General features: G+C 67.3%; 24 protein-coding genes, 2 tRNA genes and 1 other RNA gene. 11 read left to right on the forward strand and 16 right to left on the reverse strand.

The features are described from left to right. Positions 1 to 135 precede the first annotated feature (135 nt). The 3 genes from ettA to AS031_RS07890 all read right to left on the reverse strand — a co-directional run bounded on the left by ettA (position 136) and on the right by AS031_RS07890 (position 3,149). A complete protein-coding gene (gene ettA / locus AS031_RS07880; protein WP_058267552.1) occupies positions 136 to 1,818 on the reverse strand; it encodes an energy-dependent translational throttle protein EttA in 1,683 nt (560 codons plus the stop codon). A 57-nt stretch (positions 1,819 to 1,875) separates the two neighbouring features. After that, positions 1,876 to 2,391: a DUF6993 domain-containing protein gene (locus AS031_RS07885; RefSeq protein WP_058267553.1), complete on the reverse strand. Its 516-nt coding sequence runs from the start codon at positions 2,389 to 2,391 to the stop codon at positions 1,876 to 1,878. Positions 2,392 to 2,594: 203 nt separating this feature from the next. Then, positions 2,595 to 3,149, reverse strand: coding sequence for a single-stranded DNA-binding protein (locus AS031_RS07890; protein ID WP_058267554.1), 555 nt, complete (start codon positions 3,147 to 3,149; stop codon positions 2,595 to 2,597). A gap of 203 nt (positions 3,150 to 3,352) precedes the next feature. Here AS031_RS07890 and AS031_RS07895 point away from each other — a divergent pair. Then, positions 3,353 to 3,425 (forward strand) — tRNA-Arg (locus AS031_RS07895). A 123-nt stretch (positions 3,426 to 3,548) separates the two neighbouring features. On the opposite strand, the gene AS031_RS07900 is transcribed toward AS031_RS07895, so the two are convergent. Continuing rightward, positions 3,549 to 4,583: a TM2 domain-containing protein gene (locus AS031_RS07900; RefSeq protein WP_058267555.1), complete on the reverse strand. Its 1,035-nt coding sequence runs from the start codon at positions 4,581 to 4,583 to the stop codon at positions 3,549 to 3,551. A gap of 111 nt (positions 4,584 to 4,694) precedes the next feature. Continuing rightward, positions 4,695 to 5,915 (reverse strand): ROK family transcriptional regulator, encoded by a 1,221-nt coding sequence (locus tag AS031_RS07905; protein WP_058267556.1) that lies wholly within the window; start codon positions 5,913 to 5,915, stop codon positions 4,695 to 4,697. A gap of 131 nt (positions 5,916 to 6,046) precedes the next feature. Between AS031_RS07905 and xylA the strand changes: the two genes are divergently transcribed. Together xylA and xylB are read left to right on the forward strand one after the other, a co-directional pair. Next, positions 6,047 to 7,234 (forward strand): xylose isomerase, encoded by a 1,188-nt coding sequence (gene xylA / locus AS031_RS07910; protein WP_058267557.1) that lies wholly within the window; start codon positions 6,047 to 6,049, stop codon positions 7,232 to 7,234. Positions 7,235 to 7,237: 3 nt separating this feature from the next. Further along, positions 7,238 to 8,656 (forward strand): xylulokinase, encoded by a 1,419-nt coding sequence (gene xylB, locus AS031_RS07915; RefSeq protein WP_058267558.1) that lies wholly within the window; start codon positions 7,238 to 7,240, stop codon positions 8,654 to 8,656. A 133-nt stretch (positions 8,657 to 8,789) separates the two neighbouring features. Here xylB and AS031_RS07920 read toward each other — a convergent pair whose 3' ends face one another. From AS031_RS07920 to AS031_RS07930, 3 genes are read right to left on the reverse strand one after another with little or no spacing between them, the layout of a single operon-like run. Continuing rightward, the gene (locus AS031_RS07920) at positions 8,790 to 9,629 is read right to left on the reverse strand and encodes a sugar phosphate isomerase/epimerase family protein (RefSeq protein WP_058267559.1); all 840 of its coding nucleotides are present in this window, start codon (positions 9,627 to 9,629) and stop codon (positions 8,790 to 8,792) included. Then, positions 9,626 to 10,840: a dihydrodipicolinate synthase family protein gene (locus tag AS031_RS07925; RefSeq protein ID WP_058267560.1), complete on the reverse strand. Its 1,215-nt coding sequence runs from the start codon at positions 10,838 to 10,840 to the stop codon at positions 9,626 to 9,628. Before AS031_RS07925 ends, AS031_RS07920 begins: the two co-directional genes overlap by 4 nt. Then, positions 10,840 to 12,009 (reverse strand): Gfo/Idh/MocA family protein, encoded by a 1,170-nt coding sequence (locus AS031_RS07930; protein ID WP_058267561.1) that lies wholly within the window; start codon positions 12,007 to 12,009, stop codon positions 10,840 to 10,842. Before AS031_RS07930 ends, AS031_RS07925 begins: the two co-directional genes overlap by 1 nt. A gap of 172 nt (positions 12,010 to 12,181) precedes the next feature. On the opposite strand from AS031_RS07930, the gene AS031_RS07935 reads away from it, so the two are divergent. From AS031_RS07935 to AS031_RS07945, 3 genes are all read left to right on the forward strand, one after another. Further along, positions 12,182 to 13,249, forward strand: coding sequence for a LacI family DNA-binding transcriptional regulator (locus tag AS031_RS07935; RefSeq protein WP_058267562.1), 1,068 nt, complete (start codon positions 12,182 to 12,184; stop codon positions 13,247 to 13,249). Further along, entirely contained in the window at positions 13,249 to 14,019 is a 771-nt protein-coding gene (locus AS031_RS07940; protein WP_058267563.1) for an alpha/beta hydrolase, read from the forward strand. Before AS031_RS07935 ends, AS031_RS07940 begins: the two co-directional genes overlap by 1 nt. Before the next feature lie 68 nt (positions 14,020 to 14,087). Beyond that, entirely contained in the window at positions 14,088 to 14,801 is a 714-nt protein-coding gene (locus tag AS031_RS07945; protein WP_058267564.1) for a DNA alkylation repair protein, read from the forward strand. A 38-nt stretch (positions 14,802 to 14,839) separates the two neighbouring features. On the opposite strand, the gene mptB is transcribed toward AS031_RS07945, so the two are convergent. Then, positions 14,840 to 16,393 carry a polyprenol phosphomannose-dependent alpha 1,6 mannosyltransferase MptB gene (gene mptB, locus AS031_RS07950; protein WP_176716520.1) on the reverse strand — a complete coding sequence of 518 codons (1,554 nt, stop codon included), beginning with the start codon at positions 16,391 to 16,393 and terminating at the stop codon, positions 14,840 to 14,842. Between the two features lie 154 nt (positions 16,394 to 16,547). Between mptB and orn the strand changes: the two genes are divergently transcribed. The 3 genes from orn (at position 16,548) to def (ending at position 18,069) form a co-directional block, all read left to right on the forward strand. Continuing rightward, positions 16,548 to 17,174: an oligoribonuclease gene (gene orn, locus AS031_RS07955; RefSeq protein WP_074446935.1), complete on the forward strand. Its 627-nt coding sequence runs from the start codon at positions 16,548 to 16,550 to the stop codon at positions 17,172 to 17,174. A 129-nt stretch (positions 17,175 to 17,303) separates the two neighbouring features. Beyond that, positions 17,304 to 17,376 (forward strand) — tRNA-His (locus tag AS031_RS07960). A 120-nt stretch (positions 17,377 to 17,496) separates the two neighbouring features. After that, complete coding sequence (gene def / locus AS031_RS07965; RefSeq protein ID WP_058267567.1) at positions 17,497 to 18,069, forward strand: peptide deformylase; 573 nt, start codon at positions 17,497 to 17,499, stop codon at positions 18,067 to 18,069. Between the two features lie 14 nt (positions 18,070 to 18,083). On the opposite strand, the gene AS031_RS07970 is transcribed toward def, so the two are convergent. From AS031_RS07970 to rnpB, 5 genes are all read right to left on the reverse strand, one after another. Further along, entirely contained in the window at positions 18,084 to 18,881 is a 798-nt protein-coding gene (locus tag AS031_RS07970) for an HNH endonuclease family protein (RefSeq protein ID WP_058267568.1), read from the reverse strand. Positions 18,882 to 18,993: 112 nt separating this feature from the next. Beyond that, positions 18,994 to 19,203 (reverse strand): hypothetical protein, encoded by a 210-nt coding sequence (locus tag AS031_RS07975; RefSeq protein WP_058267569.1) that lies wholly within the window; start codon positions 19,201 to 19,203, stop codon positions 18,994 to 18,996. Between the two features lie 73 nt (positions 19,204 to 19,276). After that, positions 19,277 to 20,755 carry a glyceraldehyde-3-phosphate dehydrogenase gene (locus AS031_RS07980; RefSeq protein ID WP_074446936.1) on the reverse strand — a complete coding sequence of 493 codons (1,479 nt, stop codon included), beginning with the start codon at positions 20,753 to 20,755 and terminating at the stop codon, positions 19,277 to 19,279. Positions 20,756 to 20,994: 239 nt separating this feature from the next. Next, on the reverse strand, positions 20,995 to 21,537 hold the full coding sequence (locus AS031_RS07985; RefSeq protein ID WP_058267571.1) for a TspO/MBR family protein: 543 nt from the start codon (positions 21,535 to 21,537) through the stop codon (positions 20,995 to 20,997). Positions 21,538 to 21,581: 44 nt separating this feature from the next. Continuing rightward, positions 21,582 to 21,971: RNase P RNA component class A (gene rnpB, locus AS031_RS08060), an RNA gene on the reverse strand. A gap of 56 nt (positions 21,972 to 22,027) precedes the next feature. Between rnpB and AS031_RS07990 the strand changes: the two genes are divergently transcribed. Then, the gene (locus AS031_RS07990) at positions 22,028 to 22,792 is read left to right on the forward strand and encodes a YaaA family protein (RefSeq protein WP_058267572.1); all 765 of its coding nucleotides are present in this window, start codon (positions 22,028 to 22,030) and stop codon (positions 22,790 to 22,792) included. A 6-nt stretch (positions 22,793 to 22,798) separates the two neighbouring features. Here the strand turns inward: AS031_RS07990 and AS031_RS07995 are convergent, their stop codons facing one another. Then, entirely contained in the window at positions 22,799 to 23,536 is a 738-nt protein-coding gene (locus tag AS031_RS07995) for a zinc ribbon domain-containing protein (protein ID WP_058267573.1), read from the reverse strand. A 112-nt stretch (positions 23,537 to 23,648) separates the two neighbouring features. Next, positions 23,649 to 24,569 (reverse strand): Nif3-like dinuclear metal center hexameric protein, encoded by a 921-nt coding sequence (locus AS031_RS08000; RefSeq protein ID WP_176716521.1) that lies wholly within the window; start codon positions 24,567 to 24,569, stop codon positions 23,649 to 23,651. Between the two features lie 90 nt (positions 24,570 to 24,659). On the opposite strand from AS031_RS08000, the gene msrA reads away from it, so the two are divergent. Beyond that, positions 24,660 to 25,184 (forward strand): peptide-methionine (S)-S-oxide reductase MsrA, encoded by a 525-nt coding sequence (gene msrA / locus AS031_RS08005; RefSeq protein WP_058267575.1) that lies wholly within the window; start codon positions 24,660 to 24,662, stop codon positions 25,182 to 25,184. Positions 25,185 to 25,227 lie beyond the last annotated feature (43 nt).

Raw genomic sequence — 25,227 nt, forward strand, 5'->3', positions numbered from 1 at the left:
GGGGGCCCGGCCGGGCAGCGCTGAGTCCCGGCGGCGAAGACGCGGACACGCCGGAAGGCCGGCACCCACGGACCCATGGTCCGCAGGTGCCGGCCTTCCTGTTGCGTTGCCCGGAGCGTGCTCCGCGGTCCGCGGCTAGTCGCGGGTGAGGCGGCGGTGGGTCACGCGGTGCGGCTTGGCAGCGTCAGGGCCGAGGCGTTCCACCTTGTTTTCCTCGTAGGATTCGAAGTTGCCCTCGAACCAGTACCACTTGGAGGGGTTCTCCTCGTCGCCTTCGTAGGCCAGGATGTGGGTGGCTACGCGGTCCAGGAACCAGCGGTCGTGCGAGACCACCACGGCACAACCCGGGAATTCGAGCAGGGCGTTCTCCAGGCTGCTCAGGGTTTCGACGTCGAGGTCGTTGGTGGGCTCGTCGAGGAGCAGCAGGTTGCCGCCCTGCTTGAGGGTCAGCGCCAGGTTCAGGCGGTTGCGCTCACCGCCGGAGAGGACGCCGGCCTTCTTCTGCTGGTCCGGGCCCTTGAAGCCGAAAGCGGCCACGTAGGCACGGGAGGGCATTTCGACGTTGCCCACCTGGATGAAGTCGAGCCCGTCGGAAACAACTTCCCACAGCGTCTTGTTGGGATCGATGCCGCCGCGGCTCTGGTCGGCGTAGGAGATCTTGACCGAATCACCGATCTTCAGGTCGCCGCCGTCGAGCGGTTCCAGGCCGACGATGGTCTTGAAGAGCGTGGTCTTTCCGACGCCGTTGGGGCCGATGACTCCCACGATGCCGTTGCGGGGCAGGCTGAAGGACAGCCCGTCGATCAGCACGCGGTCCTCGAAGCCCTTCTGGAGGTTGTTGGCCTCCAGGACCAGTCCACCCAGCCGCGGTCCCGGCGGAATCTGGATTTCTTCGAAGTCGAGCTTGCGGGTGCGGTCGGCCTCGGCGGCCATCTCCTCGTAGCGGGCCAGGCGAGCCTTTGACTTGGTCTGGCGGCCCTTGGCGTTGGAGCGGACCCACTCAAGTTCCTCGGCGAGGCGCTTGGCCTGCTTGGCGTCCTTCTTGCCCTGGATTTCGAGGCGGGCGCGCTTCTTCTCCAGGTAGGTGGAGTAGTTGCCTTCGTACGGGTACAGGTGTCCGCGGTCCACTTCCGCGATCCACTCGGCCACGTGGTCCAGGAAGTACCGGTCGTGGGTGACGGCCAGGACGGCTCCGGGGTAGGTGGCAAGGTGCTGTTCCAGCCAGAGGACGCTTTCGGCGTCAAGGTGGTTGGTGGGCTCGTCGAGGAGCAGCAGGTCCGGCTTCTGCAGCAGGAGTTTGCACAGGGCAACGCGGCGCCGCTCACCGCCGGAGAGGTTGGTGACGTCGGCATCGGCGGGCGGGCAGCGGAGGGCGTCCATGGCCTGCTCCAGCTGGGAATCGAGGTCCCAGGCATCCGCGGCGTCGATGGCTTCCTGCAGCTTGCCCATCTCTTCGAGGAGGACGTCGTAGTCGGCGTCGGGGCTGGCCATCTCCTCGGAGATTTCGTTGAAGCGCTGGATCTTTCCGTAGATCTCGCCCACGCCTTCCTGGACGTTGCCCAGGACGGTCTTCTCCTCGTTCAGCGGCGGCTCCTGCATGAGGATCCCCACGGTGTAGCCGGGGCTCAGCCGGGCTTCGCCGTTGGAGGGCGTATCCAGGCCTGCCATGATCTTCAGGATGGTGGACTTACCGGCACCGTTCGGGCCCACGACGCCGATCTTCGCGCCGGGGAAGAATGACATGCTTACGTCATCAAGAATGAGTTTTTCGCCAACGGCTTTGCGGGCCTTGGTCATTGTGTAGATAAATTCCGCCATGGTTCCAAATCTAGTGGGTTGGCGGGCATATCTCACATTCGCGGTGCCTGCTCCTGCTCAGGTTCCAACGAAGCACTTGCCGCTGGCGAGCACCGGCAGCACCGTAACGGTGACCGTGCCCTCGCGGACCTGGCCGATGACGCAGTCCTTGCCCTGCAGCACGGCAGCTTCGATGGCGTCTGCCTCAAGGCCGGTTGGCGTGCGGCTTTGCGAGACCTGAAGGACGGACGGGCCGACGCCTGCGGCTGTGAGGACCTCGGTGACTTGGTCGGTTGCCGGTTTGGGGGTTCCCGAGGCCAGCCGTGTCAGCGCTTCCGTCACGGTGCTCTTCATGGCGTCGGTGGCCTTGGCGTCGGCGGCTGTTCCGGACGTGTCGGCCAGCGCTTCGCCACCGCTGCTGTCCGCAGCAGCCTGCCCTGAAGGACGGGCTTCCGGCGTGGCGGACGGGGCGGCGTTTCCGGACGGCTGTGCCGTTGTGCTGTCCCTTGAGGGGCTTCCGGCGCATCCGGACAGCAGGAGCATCAGCGCTGCTCCCGCCATGACAGTGTGACGGGAGGTCGCAGAGTGCCGCATGGTGCCATTCTGCCATGCAGCCGGCCGGCTGCCGGCACGGACGCTGGCCGCGCAGGCAGCCCGGCCGCCCGTAACCGCCGGAACGCGCAGGGGCGGCTGGGCGGTTTGGCAGGGACGGCGTTGGTATCGGGCGGACGGGGCAAGGCCGGGGGGTGCCGTTGCCCCGTCCGCCCGGGCCTGGGAGACGGTGAACCGTGAAGGGATCAGACGTCCGCGAGTTCCCCCGTTTCGAGATCAAGTGAGGCAAGGTCCCCGTTGCCGTCTTCGATGAGCACGGCGGCCTGGCCGTCATCATCACGGGCGTCCTCGTCATGGTCCTCGGGATCGTCATGGAACGGGCCGAGGGCAGCCTGTGGGTCTTCGGCTTCGCGGGGAGGCTCCACGAGGGACAGTGCAGGCCTGGATGATGTCCGCGTGAAATTGGCCGAGCCCAGGGAAAGATCGTGCCCCACGGCGTCGGCGTAGATGACTGTGGAGTGGTAGACGCGGCCGTCCTTCTCCCAGGTACTGAGCCGCAGCTTGCCAACGACGATTACCGGCTGCCCTTTCCTGATGCTGCATCCGATGGTTCCCGCCAACTGGCGGTAGCCGTGCACGGTGAACCAGTTGGTGTGGCCGTCCACCCACGCTTTGCTGGACTCGTCGAACCGGCGCGAGGTGACGCCCACCCGGAAGGATGCCTTCGCGGCCCCGGACGACGTCGTGGAGGTTGTTACATCGGTGGCCACAAAGCCACGGATGGTCATCAAATCTTTCATGTTCACGTCCTGTCTCAGTGGTGTTGCCCTTGCAGGCATCACCAGCTTCGCGCCGGACGGCGCGCGGCGGGAGGCGCGGCTGCACGTATGTGCATAACAGGGCCACCATCCCGGGTGTGGAGGAGCAGTGCGCCCATGACGGCAGGGGCCCTGCCGGCAGGGTAAACTTTTGGGTGCGCCGGCCGAGAGGCCGGAGACCGGAAGCCTCAGTAGCTCAGGGGATAGAGCAGCGGCCTTCTAATCCGCCGGTCGGGGGTTCGATTCCCTCCTGGGGCACCGAGAAGCGGTCCTGGCCTGCATGCGCAGGGCAGGACCGCTTTTGCGTCACGGACGGCGGGAAGCGCGACCACCCCTGCTGCAGCCCGATCAGCACGGGCACGGCGCGGGCTTCCCGGGCAATCAGCCCCGCCGGCTCCCCATCCTGAGCGAGACCACGCCGGCCTGCGGAGCGGGGGCAGGGTCAACCGACCAGTCGCCGTCAGAGAGGATCTGGACGTACCCGGGGGTTGTGAGTTTTACCGTGCCGGAAAACTTGCCGGTGGAGTCGACCGGGACTTCCGTGAGCCCGGCGCCGAATCCCCTGACCACGAAGCGGCCTCCACCGCTGTTGGTCAGGCCGGCTTCGGTTCCCTCGGTGTCGAAATACAAGACGGCGTCGCCACGGCCTTCCACGCGGCCATCCCACGCCGGGATGTCCGAGAGGTCCCGCACGGTCAGGGACCAGTTGCCCGCCGCGGTGACTTCGAACTCGTCAGTGATTGATCCGTCGAAAATATCGATCAGGTGTTCGCCGAGGTACGGCCCTGTGGTGTCCACCAGGGTCCCGTCCAGGCCGTTGGCCCGCAGTGCCGTGCTGCCCGTGCAGTCGTCGCACCGGAACGTCACCACCGCGGGGAGTCCATCAAGCTCCAGGGTGTCAATGCGGTCGGATCCGGACCCCGTCACGGTCTGGGTTGCGACAGTGGTGAACTGGCCCATCGGCCCCGTGGTTGGAACAGGCTGCGGGGCCAGCGTGGACTGCACGGCCTGGCCGCCCGGAACAGGCAGGGCAGAAGCATGCAGGCCGGCCAGGTACAGGACCATCCCGGCAACTGCAGCGGCCACCGCGTTAAGGACCACGACGACGCCGGTAACCACAAACGCAAGCGCTTTGTGGCGGTCATAGCCCCGGAGGGGAAGGCCGAGCGCGTCAGTTTGCCTGTTGGCCAGGACCAGCACGATGTCCACCAGCGTCCAGATCCCCAGGCCGCCCAATGTCAGCAGTTTGGCAATTCCGGTGCCCGTCCTGCCGAGGTAGAACCGGTCCACGCCCAGGCCGCCCAGGAACAGCGCCAAGAGCCAGGTGGCAATAAAAGACCTGCTGCTGAGCGCCTGTGCGGGCCCAGGCCCCTGAACCGGGTACGCAGCGACGTACCCGGGCTGGTATTCATGCATCAAGTGATGTTCGTTCCGGCGCCACCGCCCGCCCCAAACGTTGACGTGGAATTCCACACCAAGTGGATAATACCTGTCCGGAGCCTCCGGAAGCCCTGGTGCCGCCGGAGCCTACTCCTGCAGCAGGTACGGCGCATCAACGAGGGAACGCAGGGCGCTCCCCGCAGCACCCAGCACTGCACCCCATTCGCCGGCCGCAGCGACCGTGACATCCCCGTCCGCCACCCGCCCGGGCGCATATCTGGCAAGGCCGGCCAGCAGAGGACCCTTCAGCCATTCGTCGAGGACAGCGAAGTGTCCGCCCAGCACCACGGCGCCAATGTCCATCACCCTGGCCGTTGAGGCGACGGCAATGCCCAGGTGCGTACCAGCGCGTTCGACGGCGGCCCGCGCCTGGGCGTTTCCTCCGGCGAGCGCGTCAAGCAGCGAACGCATGGCCGCCGAGCGTCCGGTTCCGGGCGGGAGGCCGGCTGCGGCAAAGATCGCGTCCTGTCCCGCGACAGTTTCCAGGCAGCCAGTCCCGCCGCACGAGCACCTGTTTCCGCCCGGGTCCACCACCACATGGCCTACTTCGCCGGCGTTGCCGGCAGGCCCGGTGAAGAGTTCACCGCCTACGACAAGGCCACCACCAACGCCAACCTCTCCGGAGACGAACAGGAAGTCGGCGTCGTCGCCGGGCCGGTGCCGAAGTTCTGCCAAGGCAGCAGCGTTGGCCTCGTTAAACAGCGAAACAACCAGCGGAGCTTCCGGAAGCAGGGCACCCAGGTCGAGGTCGACGTCGGTCCAGCCCAGGTTGGGGGCGGCCAGAATCCGGGCCCTTCCGGGGCCTGTCAGCCCGGGGACGGCGAGGCCGCCGCCCACGACCTCGACACCCTGCTCCCCCACGGTGCTGCGTGCCCGGGCCGCGAGCAGGGCGAGTTCCGCCAGCACGGAGTCGGGCTGGGCGCCGCGGTTGTCGCATTCCCGGACTTCCTTGAACAGGATCGTTCCGGACAGGTCCAGGACGCCCGCGGCGATGTAGTCGACGTTGATCTCCATGCCCATGACGGCCCGAAGGGTGTTCAGCGCAAGGCCGACGCCCGGCCGGCCCCGCTCGCCCCGGGCGGTGAGTCCGAGTTCCCGCAGCAGGCCGGCCTCCAGCAGGTCGAGGACCAGGCTGGAGACGGAGGCTTTGGTCAGGCCGGTGGCGGCCGACACTTGGGCGCGGGTGGGGTGCAGGCCGGGGTCCGATCCGGCGATGGCGCCAAGGACCAGGGCCAGGTTGCTCCGGCGAACATCCACCATGCTGCCCGGGGCCACGGACTCGCGGAACGCCGGCGCCGGCAACCTCATGGGAACTCCTCGCTGTAGCGCCGCCAGAAAATGGGCCGGCTGTGGCGGGCCCTTGACCAAGCCTACGGGCCCCCATATAGTTCAGGCAATAAACTAACTGCCTGCCGCAGGGCACGACGCAAGGACGCATCATGACTCTCTCCCCCACTCCTGCCGACAAGTTCACCTTCGGGCTTTGGACCGTGGGATGGACCGGCGCCGACCCCTTCGGCGTGGCCACCCGGCCAGCGCTGGACCCGGTCGAGGCGGTACACAAGCTCAGCGGGCTGGGCGCCTACGGCATCACCTTCCACGACAACGACCTGGTTCCGTTCGACGCGACCGTCTCCGAGCGGGACCTGATCCTGAAGAACTTCCGCGCAGCCCTCGCCGAGACCGGACTCAAGGTCCCGATGGTCACCACCAACCTCTTCAGCCACCCCGTGTTCAAGGATGGCGGATTCACGTCCAACGACCGCTCCATCCGCCGGTTCGCGCTGTCCAAGGTCCTGCGTAACATCGACCTCGCAGCAGAACTCGGCGCCGAAACGTTCGTCATGTGGGGCGGCCGCGAAGGCAGCGAATACGACGGCTCCAAGGACCTCGCCGCCGCCCTGGACCGCATGAAGGAAGGCGTGGACACCGCCGCCGGCTACATCAAGGAGAAGGGCTACAGCCTCCGCATCGCCCTCGAACCCAAGCCCAACGAACCCCGCGGCGACATCTTCCTGCCCACCGTCGGCCACGGTCTGGCCTTCATCGCCCAGCTGGAACACGGCGACATCGTGGGCCTGAACCCGGAAACCGGCCACGAGCAAATGGCAGGCCTGAACTTCACCCACGGCATCGCCCAGGCACTGTGGGCCGGCAAGCTCTTCCACGTCGACCTCAACGGCCAGCGCGGCATCAAGTACGACCAGGACCTCGTCTTCGGCCACGGCGACCTCACCAGCGCCTTCTTCACCGTCGACCTGCTCGAAAACGGCTTCCCGGGCGGCGGCCCCACCTACGACGGCCCCCGCCACTTCGACTACAAGCCCTCCCGCACCGACGGCTACGACGGCGTCTGGGAATCCGCCAAGGCCAACATGGCCATGTACCTGCTGCTCAAGGAACGCGCCCTGGCCTTCCGCGCCGACGCCGAAGTCCAGGAAGCACTCAAGGCATCCGGCGTCTTCGAACTCGGCGAAACGACTCTCGCCGCCGGCGAAACCACTGCCGACCTGCTTGCCGACGCCGCCGCCTTCGAAAACTTCGACGCCGACAAGGCCGCCGAACGCTCCTTCGCCTTCGTCCGGCTCAACCAGCTCGCCATCGAACACCTCCTCGGCGCACGCTAGGCCATGGTGTTCGTCGCAGGGATCGACAGTTCCACCCAGTCCTGCAAGATCGTCATCCGCGACGCGGAGACCGGCGCGCTGGTCCGGCAAGGCCGTGCCACCCACCCGGACGGCACGGAAGTGCACCCGGACCATTGGTGGACGGCGCTGCAGAAGGCCGTCGCGGACGCCGGTGGCCTTGACGACGTCGCCGCCGTATCCGTCGCCGGCCAGCAGCACGGCATGGTCTGCCTTGACGCCGATGGGGCGGTGATCCGGCCGGCGCTGCTGTGGAACGACACCCGCAGCGCCGGCGCTGCCGCGGACCTCATCAAAACCGCGGGCGACGGCGATGCTGCCGCCGGCGCCCGCTTTTGGGCACGGGCTGCCGGGACGGTCCCGGTGGCGTCCCTGACGGTGACGAAACTGCGCTGGCTGGCCGAACACGAGCCGGAAAACGCCGCCGGGGCGGCTGCCGTGTGCCTGCCGCACGACTGGCTGACCTGGCGGCTCGCCGGCTACGGCCCGGGCAGCGGCGCGGAGGGTCTGGCCGCCCTGGCGACAGACCGCTCGGACGCGTCAGGCACCGGGTATTACTCGACGGCGGAGGACAGGTACCTTCCCGAGGTCCTGTCCGCCGCACTCGGCCACGTTCCAGTCCTTCCGCGGGTCCTGGGTCCGCTGGAGGCGGCGGGAAGGACGCCGGCAGGTGCCCTGCTCGCAGCTGGCGCCGGCGACAACGCGGCGGCCGCCCTGGGCGCAGGCGCGGGGCTGGGCGACGTCGTCATGTCGCTGGGCACCTCGGGCACCGTTTTTGCGGTGTCTGACACCCCAGCCGCAGATGCTTCGGGACTGGTGGCGGGATTCGCCGACGCTGCCGGACACTACCTGCCGCTGGTCTGCACGTTGAACTCCACCCGCGTCTTCGACGCCACCGCCGGCCTGCTGGGCGTGGACCTGGTGGAGTTCAACCATCTGGCATTGTCCGCGGAACAGGGAGCGGGCGGCCTCACCCTGGTCCCCTACTTCGACGGCGAGCGGACACCCAACCTGCCCGATGCCACCGGATCCCTGCATGGCATCACCCGGGCCAACTACACCCCTGCCAACCTGGCGCGAGCCGCCGTCGAAGGCGTGGTGTGCTCCCTGGCGGACGGCCTTGCTGCCCTGCAGGAGCAGGGGGTGGAGGCCCGGCGCATCCTGCTGGTAGGCGGCGGCGCCCAGTCAGCAGCCGTCCAGGAGGTCGCGGCAAGCCTGCTGGGAACAGCCGTCGCGGTTCCGCACCCAGGTGAGTATGTGGCCGACGGCGCTGCCCGCCAGGCCGCCGCGGCACTCACCGGACATTTCCCGGCGTGGGCGGCAGCCGCCGTCGACCTTCCGGAGGGAAAGGACTACGCCGGCGTGCTGGCCCGGTACCGCAGGTTCGCCTCGCTCTACGCGTAGGGCAGCCGCAGGCAGCGCCCAGGACAAAGGGACCCGGACCACCGATGGAAATACCACCAGCGGCCCGGGTCCCTTTCATGTGGGGCGCAGGCTCCTGCCGTGACGTAGCAGGAGCCCGCGGTCTTGGATCAGGTCAGGCGTACGGCTGGACGAGGTCCGCGTAGCGCTCCTTGACCGTGGCCAGAACGGCGCTGCCGTCCGTGTCCCAGATCTCCTGATTGAAAATTTCCACCTCAATGTCGCCCGTGTACCCGGCGTCGCGCACCCAGGTGCCGATCGTGGCGAAGTCCACCACGCCGTCACCCATGTAGCCGCGGGAGAGCAGCGGATCGGCGGCGATGGGCATGTTGAAGTCGCACACCTGGTAGGAGGCAATGCGGTTTTCCCGGCCTGCACGCTCGATCTGCGCCTTCAGTTCCGGATCCCACCACACATGGAAGGTATCGACGGCGACCCCCACGGTGGCGGCGTCGAAGGGCGCCGCGAGGTCAAGGGCCTGGCCCAGGGTGGAGATGAGCGCACGGTCCGCGGCGTACATCGGGTGCAGCGGTTCCAGGACCAGGCGGACTCCGTTCTCCTGCGCAAAGGGAACCAGGTCCGCGAGCCGGTCGGCAACCCGCTGCCGGGCAGCCACCACGTCCTTCTCCCCCGGGGCCAGGCCACCGACCACCAGGAACAGCTCCCGGGTATCAAGGGCCACAGCCTCAAGGATGGCGGCGCGGTTGTCCGCCAGGGCAGCGGCCTGCCCCTCGGCATCGGCCGCAGTAAGGAAACCGCCCCGGCACAGCGAGGAGACACGCAGTCCGGCATCCTTGATCAGGCGTGCCGCCTTGTCCAGGCCGGCTTCCTCGACGCGGTCGCGCCAGGGGCCAATGGCCGGGATGCCCGCGTTGACGCAGCCCTCGACAACCTGGGCGAGTGTCCATTTCTTGGTGGTGGCGCTGTTGATGGCCAGACGGGAGAAGTCGCTCATGCTCCCACCCCGTTGATCCGCAGGTAGTCCGACATGCGGAAGGCAGCCAAGGCGGGATCCTTCAGCAGGCCGGCCTGGTCAGCCAGTTCAAAGGTCCGGGCCAGGTGCAGGACGGAGCGGCCGGAGTGCAGGCCGCCCACCATCTGGAAACCGGGCTGCTTGCCGTTGAGCCAGGAAAGGAACGCGATGCCGGTCTTGTAGTAGAACGTCGGCGCGCTGAAGATGTGCTTCCCCAACTCCCGGGTGGAGTCGAGGATCTCGCGTGCCTTGGCGCTGTTGCCGGCGTCGTAGTTCTGCAGGGCCACCGAGGCTGCGGGGTAGATCGCGGCGAAGATGCCCAGCAGCGCGTCGGAGTGGTGCGTGCCGTCGCCATCGATCAGTTCGGGGTAGTTGAAGTCGTCACCGGTGTACAGGCGGACGCCCGCGGGCAGGGCGGCCCGGAGGGCAACTTCATGGCTTGCATCCAACAGCGATACCTTGACGCCGTCCACCTTGTCCGCGTTGTCCCGGATGAGGCCCAGGAAGGTTTCCGTGGCGGTGGCGATGTCATCGGAGCCCCAGTAGCCGGCGAGCGCGGGATCGAACATGGTGCCGAGCCAGTGCAGGATGACCGGCTGGTCCGCTTCCTGCAGCAGGGTGGAGTAGACGTTGAGGTAGTCCTCCGGTCCGCGGGCGGCCCTCGCCAGGGCGCGGGATGCCATCAGGATGACTTTGGGTCCGGCCTCGCTGACCACCGCCATCTGTTCGCGGTAGGCCTCCAGGACCGCTTTGATGCCGGCGTCCCCCGCGGGCAGTGCGTCGAGGTCCAGCTGGTCAGTGCCGGCACCGCAGGACACCAGGTCACGGACGGACTTGCCGGCCGTTGCTGCATTGCCTGCCGACACCACGGATGCCGCTTCAACGCCGGTGCGCTTGATGAGCTGCTGCGTGGCAGCCCAGTCAAGGCCCATGCCGCGCTGGGCGGTATCCATGGCATCGGCAACGCCCAGCCCGTAGGACCAGAGCTCGTGCCGGTAGGCCATGGTGGCTTCCCAGTCCAGCCGCGCGGGCGCACCGGGGGTGTTGTCGGCCAGGACCTCGGGGATGACGTGGGCTGCGGCGTAGGCGCGGCGGGCAGTCAGCGGCGCGGACGGCCGCGACCAGGACGTGGAGCCCTGCAGGCGGTATTCCCTGGTGCCGCCGTCGGAAGAAGGAAGGATCAGGGAAGTCATCAGAGGGTGATCTCCGGGATGTCGAGGGTGCGGCGCTCGGCCGAGGACTGCAGGCCCAGTTCTGCCAGCTGAACGCCGCGGGCTGCGGACAGCAGGCCGAAGCGGTGCTCGCGGCCGGCGACGACGTCGCGAAGAAATTCTTCCCACTGCAGCTTGAAGCCGTTGTCCAGTTCGGCGTTGGCGGGGACTTCCTGCCACTGGTCGCGGAAGGACTCGGTGACGGGGAGGTCCGGGTTCCAGACGGGCTTGGGGGTGTGCGCGCGCTGCTGCGCGACGCACTTGTTCAGGCCGGCAACGGCCGAGCCGTGCGTGCCGTCCACCTGGAACTCAACGAGTTCGTCGCGGTAGACGCGGACGGCCCAGGAGGAGTTGATCTGGCCGATGACGTCGTCACCGCCGGGGGTCTCAAGCTCGAAAATGCCGTAGGAAGCGTCGTCAGCCGTGGCCTTGTACTCCTTGCCGGCCTCGTCCCAGCGGGCGGGGATGTGGGTGGCGGTCTTGGCGTTGACGCTCTTGACCTTGCCGATGATGCCTTCCAGGACGTAGTTCCAATGGCAGAACATGTCCGTGGTCATGCCGCCGCCGTCTTCCTTGCGGTAATTCCACGACGGACGCTGGGCGGCCTGGATATCGCCTTCGAAGACCCAGTAGCCGAACTCGCCCCGGATGGAAAGGATCCGCCCGAAGAACCCTTCGTCCACCAGGCGGCGGAGCTTGACCAGGCCCGGGAGGTACAGCTTGTCGTGGACGACGCCCGCGGTCACGCCTGCCTGCTTGCCGATGCGGGCCAGCTCAATGGCCTCCTCGAGGCTTTCGGCCGTGGGCTTCTCGGTGAAGATGTGCTTGCCGGCCTGCATAGCCTTCTTGAGCGTGGCAGCACGGAGGCTGGTCATGGAGGCATCGAAGACGACGTCGACGGTGGGGTCGTTGATGACGGCGTCGAGGTCCGTGGTCCATTCGGAGACTTTGTGCTTTTCTGCAAGCTCGCGGATCTTCGCCTCGCTGCGGCCGACGAGTATGGGCTCCACCTGGACGCGGGTGCCGTCTTCCAGGGTGAAGCCGCCGGCGTCGCGGATCGGCAGGATGGACCGAAGCAGGTGCTGGCGGTAGCCCATGCGGCCGGTGATGCCGTTCATGGCGATACGGATGGTTTTGGTTTCGAAGCCCATGTGTCCTCCACGGTGAGTGAGCAGTTGTAGTAAAGCTGGCTGGGAAAGCGCATTCCCACTGCTTCCATGATGCATGCCGCTCCGTCGATTGGCAAGCGCTTTCCGAAAGGATCTCCCAACTGCCATAATGTGGTGACCGTTTCAATGGCCCCTACGACGCCCAGGAGATGCTGTGGCTGCAAGTACCCTTACCGAGGTGGCCCGGCTGGCCGGAGTCTCCCCCGCCACGGCCTCCCGCGTCCTCAATGGCTCTGCCCGCAAGCCCGGCAAGGACATCGCCGAACGCGTCCGCCAGGCAGCGGACTCACTGGGCTACATTCCCAATGCCCAGGCACAGGGGCTGGCCAAGTCCAGTTCCGGCCTCATCGGCCTGATCGTCCACGACATCGCGGACCCCTACTTCGCCGCCATTGCCCGTGGTGTGCAGGAAGCCGCACGGGAGCAGCGTCGGATGGTCCTGCTCGCCACCACCGGAGGGGCGCCCGGTGAGGAAAAGGAAGCCGTGGCCGCGTTCGCCGCGCGGCGCGCCGACTCGATCGTGATCGCAGGCTCCCGCTCATCCCGTGCTGAGGACCGGGAGGACAATGCCGAACTGGCCGCCGAACTGGACCGCTACTGCCGCAATGGCGGGCAGGTTGCCGTGGTGGGGCACCCGGTGGTGGGCGCTGCCGCACCGGAGGGTTACCACGTGGTGGCCGTACCCAACCAGGAGCTTGCAGCCGACCTGGCGGTGGAACTTGCTGCGCGGTGGGACGGCGACTTTGTCATCATCGCCGGCCCGGAGGGGCTCTTCACCTCCGATGACCGCGTCCGGGGCTTCCAGGAAGGCCTCACCCGCGCAGGCCGCGGCCCCGCAGAGGTCCTGCGCAGCTCCTTCAACAGGGACGGCGGATACCAGGCCGGGCTCCAGCTTGCCGCACGCATCACAGCGGGCGGGCCTGACGGAGGGGGTCTGGGAATCTTTGCCGTCAACGACGTCATGGCCATCGGGGCGGCAGCAGCACTGCGCGCCGAAGGACTCCGGATACCCCGGGACGCCCGGATCGCCGGATTCGACGATATAGAAACACTGCGTGACTTCCGGCCGGCCCTGTCCACCGTCAGCCTTCCGCTGGAGGACATCGGCAGGCTCGCCACCCGGGCCACCGCACCCCGCCACGCCGACGACGACGGACAGCCTGCGCCTCCCGTGACCGGCAGGGTCACCCTGCGCCGGAGCACCGAGGCGGCTGCCGGGTGATGGGGCCCCAGGGCCTCACCGTTATTCCAGCCGCGGCCGACGGGCCCCGGCCGGCCGTCCTGGTGCTGCCCGGCGGGGGGTACGGCCATCAGGCCGACCACGAAGCGGAGCCGGTGGCGGAATGGCTTGCCGCGCTGGGCATCCACGCATTCGTGCTGCGGTACCGGGTGGCGCCCCAGCGGCATCCTGCACCGTTGATTGATGCCAAGGAAGCCATGCTGCATATCCGCAGCGGCGCCCACGGCCTGGAGGTCGATTCCCGGCGCGTTGGCGTGCTGGGCTTCTCGGCCGGCGGACACCTGGCCGCTACCTTGTCCACGGCCGCTGCCACCGGCACCGCACACCTGGACGTCGCCGGTGCCGTTCCGGACCTGGCGGTGCTGTGCTACCCGGTCATCTCGTTCACCCGCGCCGTGCACCAGGGATCGATCGACAACCTGCTGGGCAGCGCGCCGCCGTCGGCCCTCCTGGAGCTGCTCTCAGCCGAGCGGCAAGTCACCGCGGCGGCTCCGCCGACGTTCCTGTGGCACACGGCCGAAGACACCGCGGTTCCGGCCAGCCACAGCCTCTCCTACGCGGACGCCCTGGTCCGGGCGGGCGTGCCCGCCGAGCTGCACCTGTTTCCGCTGGGCCGGCACGGCATCGGCCTTGCCGGCGGGACGGCGGGCACCGAACAGTGGCCTGCCCTCTGCGCCGCGTGGCTGGTCCGCCTGGGATGGGCCCGGCCGCCTGCCGACGACTCCGCGCCCTTGGCCGTCGGAGCCGGCTGACGCGGAGCCCCGGGGCCGGGCACCCGAATGCCTGCGCCGCCGACGGCGCCGATGGCTAAGGTTGGGCCATGGAACGCTTCGGACCACCCCGCCAGGATGTGCTGGATGCCATCAGAACCCAATTGCGGGAGCTTGCCGATCCGGGCCGTGCCGCCGGCGCGCAGGCCTACATGAAGTCGGCCCTGCCCTCCCTGGGGGTGCGGGTGCCGGACGTGCGGCGCGTTGCAAGGTCCGCCGCCGCTGCTGCGCCGTTCCGGTCCGGGGATGAACTGCGGGCCACCGTCCTGGATCTGTGGCGCAACTCCACCGTCCGCGAGGAACGCTATGCCGCCATCGACCTGACTGCCGGAAGGTCCGTGGCCAAGGACCTGCACATGCTGCCGGTCTACGAGGAGATCATCCGGACCGGGGCCTGGTGGGACTACGTCGACGGCATCTCCGGGCGTATCTTCGCCCTGCTGCAGGCCCACCGCGAAGAGCTGACGGCGGTGCTGCTGGCCTGGAGCAGGGACGGGGACTTCTGGTTCCGGCGCGCCGCCATCACCTCGCAGCTGAAGGCAAAGGCGGCCACGGACACGACCCTGCTCTCCCAGGTGCTGGAACCAAACCTGGGGGATTCCGAATTCTTCATCCGCAAGGCCATCGGGTGGGCGCTGCGCGAATACGCCAAAACGGCACCGGCTTGGGTGGCCGGCTTCGTGGCCACCCACGCCGCGGAGATCAGTCCGCTGTCCCGCCGCGAAGCGCTCCGCGGGCAGGGCGGCAAACCCGGCAGCGCGTAGGCACCCCGGCGCAGCCGCGCCGGGCTCCCCGCCCTCGCCTAGATGACCGGCCGCTCCACGGGCAGCTCACCGGATTTGCGGAACAGCCGCTTGGTGGAAGGGTCCCAGAAAATCAGGTACAGGCCGAACAACAGCCCCGTCACGGCGGCGGCCACCCGTGCCAGGAAAAGGGCGAACCCCACTTCCCCGGCCTGCAGGTAGGGGAAGACTTCAAGCTGGTCCGAAATGGCGTAGATCATGAAGAAGGAAACCACGAAGTACAGCGCCTTGACCTGCCAGTCGTTACGGATCCCCGTCACCGCGAAGAGCGGAATAAGCCAGACAACATACCAGGACTGGATGATCGGGGCGAGGACCACCACGGCCGCGAAGCCCAGCGTGAGCCGGCGCATCAGGCGGTCATAGTCACCCCGCAGGATCTGCCACGCCACGACACCGACCGCCAGGAGCTTGCCGGCGCTGTACACCCAGTCGGCGGGGATGCTGCCGTCCAGCCCGAACGAATTGGCCAGCGACGCGACCACCATACCGATCAGGCCCACCGGCGCATACCAGATGGCAATGCTGCCCGGGGCGGACAGCCCGTTGATCCACCCGAACCCGAACCCGTTCACCATGCTCATGAGGATCAGCAGGCCCAGGCTGATTCCGCCCGTCAGCGCCCAGAAGGAGAACTTCCGCACCCAGCCGGCGTCCCTGCCGGCCCAGAGCAGCCCAATGAAGGGCAGGAAAACGATGGTGATCGGTTTGACGGCGATGGACAGCGTCACCAGGAAGATGCCGCGCACCACCCGGTGCGTCGCAGAATAGTACAGCCCGGCCAGGGCCAGACCGATCATCAGGGCATCGTTATGGACACTGGCGATGAAGTTGGTCAGGAAAAGCGGGTTGGCGGCGGTCAGCCAGAGGGCCCGGTGCGGGTTGACGCCGTGAAGTTCGGCCAGCCGCGGAACGTAGACCACGCAGAGGACCACGCCCACCACTGCCACGAGCCGGAACAGCAGGACGCTCGCTTCCGGCTGGACGTTGGTGGACCACACCACGAACTGTTCAATCCAGAGGAACAGCTGCCCGTAGGGAACGGGCGCCTCGGTCCACATCTTGTCTGCGCCCAGCTGGAAGTAGTTGGACAGGGCGGAGATGCCGTTCCTGTAGGGGTTGAAGCCTTCCACCATCAGGCGCCCCTGGCCTATGTAGGCGTAGACGTCGCGGCTGAACAGGGGCACGCATACCGTCATGGGCAGGCTCCAGGCCACGATGGCTTTCAGCGTCGCCGCGCGGGCCTGTTTGCCCCAGACGTGGACTTTCTGCCCGAGCCTCAGCCAGGCCCGCACCAGGAGCATGCCGCCGACAGCCAACAGGATGATGGAGAGGGCAACTCCGAGAGCCTCTGTCCGCATCCAGATGAAGAGCGGCATCCGGCGGAGCTCGGACACCGGCGCCAGCCAGCCCACGCCGAGCGATCCGATAAACATGAACATGGACCCGGTAAAGCCGGCAAGGATCGGGGACCGGGGATCGTCCATCTCTGCGCCGTAACCGGCGGGGTCGGCAGCAGCCACTCCCCCCGCCGCGGGCAAAGGCGCCGTCATGTCAGGATTGTCCAATCTTCGTGCTTTCCGCAGGCGGCTCCCGCCGGCCGCCAGGCCTGCTTCGGGGCGCACTCCCGGGCGGCAGCTTGCCCGCCACGTATTCGAAATCCTAGCACCGGCAGGTTCCCGGGACCTGTAACGGTAGGCTGGTCCGGTGCCTATAACAAACGAAAGAATCGTCTGGATCGACTGCGAAATGACCGGCCTGGACATCAAGAATGATGCCCTGATTGAAGTGGCGGCGCTTGTCACCGACTCCGAGCTGAACATCCTGGGCGACGGCGTCGACGTCGTGATCAAGCCCGAGGACGCCGCGGTGGCACAGATGAACGACTTCGTCCGCGACATGCACACCAAGTCGGGCCTGCTGAAGGAACTCCCGGCCGGCAAGACCATGGCCGAGGCCGAAGCGGCCGTCATGGAGTACATCGCCGAATGGGTACCGGAACCCCGCAAGGCGCCGCTGGGGGGAAACTCGGTCGGAACCGACCGCGTCTTCCTGTCCAGGGACATGCCCTCCGTGGTGGAACACCTGCACTACCGCGTCATCGACGTCAGCACCATCAAGGAGCTCTCGCGCCGCTGGTTCGCCCGTGCCTACTTCCAGTCTCCGGCCAAGAAGGGCGGCCACCGCGCCCTTGGGGACATCAAGGATTCCATCGACGAACTCCGCTACTACCGGGAGGCGGTCTTCGTCCCGGCCCCCGGACCGGACAGCGCTACGGCCCAGAAGATTGCCAGGCGAATCACCGGAGGCGAAACGGTCCTGCCGGAGACGTAATCTGCGCCACGTTTTCAGGATTTTTTGCTGAAATCGCCCAAAGTGGACAAAGCATCCCCGAAGAGCAGGTAAGCTATTTGAGTTGCCTTCCCGGGAGGCCGGAAAAACGGCTAAACTGCGGGGCACATGGTGGGCGTAGCTCAGTTGGCAGAGCGCCTGGTTGTGGTCCAGGAGGTCGCGGGTTCAACCCCCGTCGCTCACCCTCACAGGACGGTATTGCAGCCGTCCGGCAGGAGGCCGCACCGGAAATTTCCGGTGCGGCCTCCTTTCTTTTGCACCCCGCCCTGCAGCCCCGCGGGGCCGTCAGCCGAAGGACAGCGAAATGACCGTTCTGCCTATCACCATCTGGGGTGAACCTGTACTGCACCGACGGGCATCCGAAGTGGAAGTCTTCGACGACGACCTTCGGACCCTGATCGCTGACATGTTCGAAACCAACGACGCCGCTAACGGAGTGGGCCTGGCGGCGCCGCAGGTCGGCGTCGGGAAGCGGATCTTCGTCTACAAATACGCCAACGACGACGGCGCTCCCCCGTCCGGCGTGGTGGTCAATCCGGTCCTCACGCTGTCCAAGATCTCAGGCGCCGCGCCCGACCCCGATGAGGAAGAGGAGGGCTGCCTGTCCTTCCCGGGAGAGCAGTTCCCGCTCAAGCGGGCCGAATGGGCGCGGGTGGAAGGCTTTGACGGGCATGGGCAGCCGGTGAAGTTCGAGGCCACGGGCTGGTTCGCCAGGGTCATCCAGCACGAGTACGACCACCTTGACGGAAAGCTGTACGTGAACCGCCTGATGGACCGCTACGCCCGCAAGGCGATGAAACAGGCCAAGAAGAACGGCTGGGGCGTCCCCGGACTGACCTGGCTGCCGGGCGTGGACCCGGACCCGTTCGGCCACTGAAGGGCCGCACGCTGTCAGCCGGCCCTGATGGTCTGCTGCCCCGGGCAGGACCCGAGGACGCGCTTGATGGCATCCCTTTCCGCCTCTGTCACCCACAGCCCGTAGGCAACCTTGACTGAGACCTGCCGGGCTACGTAGTGGCATCGGATGGCCTTGTTCTTCGGCAGCCAGGTGGCCGCGTCCCCGGCACCTTTTTGCTGGTTTGCCGGCCCGTCCGAGGCAATCAGGTTCAGGGGATCGTTGGCCAGGTTCTCCCGCTGGCGCGGGGTCAGCCCCTGTGCACCCTTCTGCCACGCGTCGGCGAGGGCCACCACATGGTCGATCTGCACTTCCGCGCTGCTGCCCTGGCCACGCCGGAATTCGACAGCCTTTCCTGTATAGGGTTCACGGAAGTGCCCGGCGGCGACGCGGCAGGCTGATCCCTCAGCAAAGACCGGATCCTCCAGGTCCCGGCGCAGGATGTCGTTGCGGGTGTCGCAGCCGTTCCGGTCGGCGTCGAGCCAAGCCTGGCCGAAGGCCTCGCGGGTGTAGGTCTCCTTGCCGGCGCGCCCTTTGACGGGGAGGTAATCCAGCACGGCCAGTGCCGGCCCTTCGGGAACTCCGTGGATCGACGGTACGGGCTTCATCCAGGCCGGATCGAAGACTGGGGCGTCGGCGGGTCCGTCCGACGATGACGCAGTGAGGGCGAACTGCCCGGCGGCGAAGAACCAGCCGAGCATTGCCAGCAGGGCGGCGGCGCCCACGGCGAGCAGGGCCCAGGCCTGCAAGGAGCGGCGGCGTGCGCGCCGGTAAGCGGTCCATGTTGCGGTCACCGCTGTAGAGTTCGTGGTCCAGGAGGAGGCATGCCCCGAGCCTAGGCGGGTGGGCACCGGCCCCGGGCATTATCCACAATGTGGAGGACGGGTGCCTGGCACAGCCGCGGGATTACAGCTCCCGCGAAACCCTCCGGAGGTCCTCCTCGGCAATCGCCAGCAGGCCTTCCAGCTGCTGCACGCGTTCGCCGCTGACGTCGCCGGCGGCGTGCGCGGCCCGGGCATGCTCAAGCAGCCGGACGGCTTCCTTGTGGTTGGCTTTGGCGACGTCGAAAGCGTGTTCGAGGGTGGTCTCGTGCTCGAGTGTCTGATCTTTTTCCATGCCACCAGTGTGGTCCCGTTTCCCGGCTGATTCCAGAGAACCAGCCGGGAATTCACAGGACGGGCGGGAAACGTCAGACGGCGATCGCGGCCAGGGCCGCGGCGCTCTCCTTCGCCGGGTAGGACGGCGGGTTCACTCCGGCCATCTCCTCCATGACGCGCACCACCTGGCAGCTGTAGCCAAATTCGTTGTCGTACCAGACGTAGAGCACCAGGTTCTTGTCCGTGGACACTGTGGCGAGGCCATCGACGATGCCGGCGCGGCGTGAACCGACGAAGTCGGTGGACACGACCTCGGGAGAGTCGATGTAGTCGATCTGCTTGCGCAGGTCCGAGTGCAGCGACATCTCCCGCAGGTAGGTGTTGACCTCATCCTTGGTGGTGCCGTTCTCGAGGCTCAGGTTCAGGATGGCCAATGAAACGTCCGGGGTGGGGACGCGGATGGAGCTGCCGGTGAGCTTGCCGAGCAGCTCGGGCAAGGCCTTCGCCACGGCCTTGGCTGCGCCGGTCTCGGTGATCACCATGTTCAGGGCTGCGGACCGGCCCCGGCGGTCACCCTTGTGGAAGTTGTCGATCAGGTTCTGGTCATTGGTGAACGAGTGGACGGTTTCGACGTGGCCGTGCACCACACCGAACTTGTCGTTGATGGCCTTCAGTACCGGGGTGATGGCGTTGGTGGTGCAGGACGCCGCGGAGACGATGGTGTCCGAATCCGTGATGTCGCGGTGGTTGATGCCATGCACGATGTTCTTCAGCTCGCCCTTGCCGGGAGCGGTCAGCAGGACGCGGGCCACACCCTTGCTCTGCAGGTGCTGCGAAAGACCCTCGGCGTCGCGCCAGCGGCCGGTGTTGTCCACGACCAGGGCATCGTTGATGCCGTAGGCGGTGTAATCGATGGTGGCGGGGTCGTTCGAGTAGATGACCTGGACCTGGACGCCGTTGGCCGTAATGGTGTTGGCCTCTTCATCGATGCGGATGGTGCCTTCGAACGAGCCGTGGACGGAGTCGCGGCGCAGCAGGCTGGCACGCTTGGAGAGGTCGTTGTCCGACCCGCGCCGGACCACGATGGCGCGCAGGCGCAGGCCATGGCCGCCACCGGCCTTTTCGATCAGGAGGCGGGCCAGGAGGCGGCCGATCCGGCCGAAGCCGTAAAGGACGACGTCGGTGCTGGTGCGCTCATCGGCGCCGCGCTTGCCCACGATGTCCGCCAGTTCCGCGCGGAGGAACTCTTCAAGGGTGGCGCCATTGCCCTCTTCCTTGAATTTCTGGTTCAGGCGGGCGATGTCGATCGCGGCAGCGCCAAGCTCCAGTCCCGCGAGGGTGTTGAGCAGGGGTGCCGTCTCCTCGAGGGGCAGATCGTCCTTGCTGACACGGCGGGCGAACCGGTGTGCCTTGAGGATGTTCATGGTGGACTTGTTGATCAGGCTCCGGCCGTGGATGCTGGTGACCACGTTGTTTTCCCGGTACAGCCGGCCGATCACCGGAATCATGGCCTCGGCGAGAGCCTCCCGGCCCATCCACGTATCAAGACAAGAATCTGACGTCTGGCTCACAGAACTACCTTCCTTGGTTCAGCCGCATACGTCCTCGTATGCGGATGTCGGCCACCTGATGATGTCCAGGGGCATCCGCGCCTGCCGGGTTTGGCCCCCAGGCGCCTGGATCGTGTGCAAAGAAAAACCGCTGGATGCGAACGCAGTTCCAGCGGAAGAACCCCTACGTCCGGAATCCATTCTAAATTGGCGGGGCGCACGGAACAGGCCCGTCTGGAGTGAAATCACTCACACGGCGCTCAGTTGTGGAGCGCCGAGTAAAGGTTGAGGCTGCCGGAAAACAGCACCCAGGAGAAGTAGGGAAGCACCAGCACGCCGGCCGCGGTATCCACCGGACCAAACCGGACCACCAGAAAAACCAGGCAGGCGGCCAGCAGGGCCAGTACCGCCAGCGCCGCCCAGAGTGCGGCCGGGCCGAGCAGCGGGTACAGCCCGAAGTAGCTCAGCGGCCACGATGCGTTCAGCACCAGCTGGGCGAGGTAGCCCGCCATCGTGGCCCCGGTCAGCCCGCCCTTGCGCCACACCAGCCAGGCCGCGACTGCAATGCCGGCGTACAGCATCATCCACATGGAGCGGAACATCCACTGCGGCGGCATCCACGGCGCCTGGGTGGACGCCGCGAACCAGCCGTGCATGTTCAGCAGGATCGGGACGGTGGCCAGGGCCCAGGCCGTGACGGAAAGCGCAAGGAAGCCCGCCAGGCCCAGGATTTGGGTGGACAGGCCGTGCGGCTGCCGTCCGGCGGGGCGGCCGGCCTCTCGCGTATGGGTCTTTGCGGGCACGGTTCAGGATCCCCAACACATCGTTCCAGGTCAAACAGTTTGTGCGGACGGGACAGCCGATACGCCGGGTTCTGTTCCCCCGCGCCGTTGCCGGTGCGGGGGCGACGGCCATCCATCTACGGGTACCGTTGCCAGCACCCTCCAGCGGCCTACCCGGACACTCGGGCGGGCAGCCCTCAAACGTGCCCTGTCTGGCCTTGCTCCGGGTGGGGTTTACCTAGCCTTCCCGGTCACCCGGGAAGCTGGTGGTCTCTTACACCACCGTTTCACCCTTACCTGCCCTGCCTGTCCAAGGACCTGCAGATGCGGGCGGTCTGTTTTCTGTGGCACTTGCCTGCGGGTTACCCCGAGTGGGCGTTACCCACCACCCTGCCCTGTGGAGCCCGGACGTTCCTCGAGCCACTTTCGTGACGCGCGGCCGCCTGGCTGTCCCATCCGCTTCCATCCTACCGGCGCCGGCAGCTGCTGTTGCCGCCGGTAGGATCGGACGGTGCTGATTCTGCTTCCTCCCTCCGAAGGCAAGACTCCCGCTGTCCATGGTGCCGCCGTCGACTGGTCCTCCTTGGGCTTTCCGGACCTGAATCCCGCCCGGGCCAAGGTGCTGGAGGCGCTGGGAACCGCCAGCGCCCATGAGGACGCCCTCGCCCTGCTGGGCGTGGGAGCGTCGCTGCGGGACGACGTCGAACGCAACACCCGGCTGCATGCAGAACCGGCTGCCCCGGCGCACAGCATCTACTCCGGCGTCCTCTACGACGCCCTGGGCTACCGCAGCATGACCGCCGTCCAGCGGCGCAAGGCGGACGAATCCGTGCTGGTGGTCTCCGCACTGTGGGGCGCCATCCGCTTCAACGACGCCGTGCCCGCCTACCGGTTGTCCATGGGCACGGCATTGCCCGACGTCGGCCGCCTCGCCGCGTTCTGGAAACCGCTGCTGGCGGAGGCCCTCGCCTGCGCCGTGGGGAACCAGCTGCTGGTGGACTGCCGCTCCAGCACCTACGCTGCCGCCTGGGCTCCGCCGGCGGACCAGACCGTTACGGTGAACGTTTTCACCGAGGCCGCCGGGGTGCGGAAAGTGGTGAGCCATTTCGCCAAGCACACGCGCGGGGAACTGGCCCGGCATCTCCTGGTGCGCCGCGGCAATGCACCCTCAACGCCGGCCGGCCTGCTCAAGGCGGCGCGGGAAAAGTGGACCGCGGAGCTGCTGCCCGGGACGGCCCGGAAGCCGCACGCCCTGAACATCATCCTGCCGGGCTGAGCAGCCTCAGGCCCACTCGTCCGAGCGGACCAGGATGGCGCCCGAGTCGGGGCAGAAGACGATGTCGTCAGCGGGGGCGGCCGTAATTTCCGCGAGGTCGCCCGGGCTCAGTTTCATGCCGGACGCCTCCGATGTGCCGTGGAACAGGCGGGCGGCACCCACGCCCCGCCGGGCGAGGGTTTTCTCGTACACCGCCAGCATCCCCGCGTCGAGCCCGGCAGCGAACTCCGAACGCCGGGCGCCCACTTCGGCGGCCTCTGCGTCGACCGCAGCGAGTTCCTGGTCAAGTTCGGCGCGGATGCTCCCGAAAGACCCCTGGATGTCGTCCACGATCCGCTGCTGCGCGGCCTGCCGCTCCCGCAGGGTCTCCAGCCGTTCCAGGACTTCCAGCTCGACGTCCTCAAGGTCTGACTTGCGCTTGTTCAGGGAGGCGATGTCCTTCTGGAGCGCCACGAGGTCCTTCGACAGCCCGGTCCCGCTGTTGAGCCGCGCTTCGTCGCGTGCAATGCGCGCGGTGACCTGTTCGACGTCGTCCTCGGCCCTTTTGAGGCTGGCCTCGGCGTCATGGACGGCCACCTTGGCGGCGCCCAACTCACCGTTGGCGACGGAGAGCGCTGCTTCCAGGTCCTTGATCCGGGGGTCGTTCTCCAGGACGCGGCGGCGGTTGGCGAGTGCTTTCAGCCGGGCGTCAAGGCCCTGCAGATCGAGCAACTTCAACTGTTCCGCCGGTGCTGCCTTCGCCACTGTTACCTCCGCTTGGTACTTCCGGCCGGAGCCGGGCGCCGAACCGGCGCTTCCTCGACTCTAGCGCCTGGCGCCGTCTCCGGGACTGGCGGTACCGCCCGGCACGCCGGTCCTAGCCGGGAGTGAGGATGAAGTCCCAGGGATCGCTGTTGGTGGTACTGACCTGGATTTCGACGTCGTGCCCCTGATCCGCCAGGACGTTGCCCAGCGCTGCGGCAGCGGCCGGCAGCCACAGCCACTCACTGGCGAAGTGGGACACGTCCACCAGGTAGGGACGCCCGTCCAGCGCAGCCTCGCGTGCTTCAGACGCCGGATGGTGCCGCAGGTCGGCGGTGACGTAGACGTCGGCGTTGCTGGCACTCACCTCGTTAAACAGCGAGTCCCCGGCTCCGCCGCACACCGCGATCCGCCGCACCAGGCCGTCCTTGTCCCCGGAGACCCGCACGCCCCCGGCCACGGAGGGCAGGATGCCGAAGACCTTCGCGGCAAAGTCGCCCAGGCTCATTGCATCGGCCAGGTCCCCGACCCGCCCGATGCCTTCCTCGGGAAGGCCGTTGGCGGCGACCGTCAGCGGCGCGACGTCCTGCAGGCCCAGGGCGTCTGCGAGGACGTCGGAAACGCCCCCGACGGCGGAGTCCCCGTTCGTGTGGACGGTCAACAGCGCCGTGCCCGACTCGATCAGCCGGTGCACGGCACGCCCCTTGGGTGTGGTGGCCGCGACCGTGGTGACGCCCTTGAGCAGCAGCGGGTGGTGCGTGATCAGGAGCTCGGCGCCCCATTCAATGGCTTCCTCGATCACCTCGAGCGTAGGGTCGACGGCGAACATGACCTTGTTGACCGGAGCGGACGGATGGCCGGCCACCAGGCCCACTTCGTCCCAGTTTTCGGCGAGCGATTCGGGCCACAGCTCTTCCACCGCCAGCAGCAGGTCGCCGAGGGTGGGGGCCCCGTCCGCCGTGTCCGCGGGTCCGCCGGCGGAGGCGCCGCCGTCGTGTTCGTCCGGACCGGTAACGTCGGTGTCCACAGGTTCCATAGTCTTAGTTTTACCCCATCGTCCACCGGCCGCCGGCATGCCTGCCGGTTTGCAGGGAATCATCCCGGGCCGCCAACCATTGAAGAGGTCATGAAAACTTTTGTTCTGGGCGGGGGCTGCTTCTGGTGCCTCGACGCCGTCTACCAGAAAACCAAGGGCGTCACGTCGGTGGTGTCCGGCTACACCGGGGGCCACGATCCGCACCCTGACTACTACTCGGTCTGCAGCGGCACCACGGGTCATGCCGAGGTCGTGGCCGTGACTTTCGACGAGGACATCATCCCCGCCGAGGTCATCCTGGACATGTTTTTCGCCCTCCACGACCCCAGCACCCTCAACCGGCAGGGGTATGACGTGGGGACCCAGTACCGTTCATCGATGTTCTACGAAACGACCGAGGAGAAGATCCTGTTTGAGGAGGCCATCGACCGGAACCAGGCACTGTGGAGCAACCCGATCGTCACGGAGGTCAGCCGCCTCCCGCGCTTCCATGTTGCCGAGGAGTTCCACCAGAACTACTACGCCAAGCATCCGGAGCAGGGCTACTGCCAGGTCATCATCAACCCCAAGCTCGCCAAGGCCAGGAAATATTACTCTGCGTGGCTTAACGCTTAGCCAGCATTACGCGGCCTCGTTAGGCTGACCTCAGTATTCACCC

It is taken from the genome of Pseudarthrobacter enclensis, from assembly GCF_001457025.1.
GTDB lineage: Bacteria > Actinomycetota > Actinomycetes > Actinomycetales > Micrococcaceae > Arthrobacter > Arthrobacter enclensis.